2 tRNA genes are annotated in these 374 nt (G+C 35.3%); both read left to right on the top strand.

The annotated features are described in order from the left end of the window. Positions 1-188 precede the first annotated feature (188 nt). Positions 189-264: transfer RNA gene (locus tag NEH74_RS12740), tRNA-Thr, on the top strand. Positions 265-271: 7 nt separating this feature from the next. Further along, positions 272-345 (top strand) — tRNA-Trp (locus tag NEH74_RS12735). Positions 346-374: the final 29 nt, after the last annotated feature.

The following is a 374-nucleotide window of genomic DNA, read 5'->3' as shown; positions in this document are numbered from 1 at the left end:
CGGCCCTAGGCACCAATTTTATTATAATGAGTAAATAACTCTTTTTTTTATGTCATAAATGAAGTTTGCTTATATATGATATAAAGTAAGGTACCATACGTATTAGATATAAAAATATAAAGAAATTTATTATTGCAATTTTATTTATGTTGATATATAATAATTTATGTATCAAAATGATACATTTTGCCGGAATAGCTCAATTGGTAGAGCAACTGACTTGTAATCAGTAGGTTGCGGGTTCAAGTCCTGCTTCCGGCACCAGATAAATAGGGGTGTAGTTTAACGGTAGAACAGCGGTCTCCAAAACCGTTAGTGTGGGTTCGATTCCTGCCACCCCTGCCAACGAGTTTAAATGGCGATTGTGGCGAAGT

Origin of the sequence: Turicibacter sp. GALT-G1, assembly GCF_025594995.1 — a bacterium.
In the GTDB taxonomy this organism is placed as follows: Bacteria; Bacillota_I; Bacilli_A; order MOL361; family Turicibacteraceae; genus Turicibacter; species Turicibacter bilis.
This window is presented reverse-complemented; position numbering and strand designations above follow the sequence as displayed.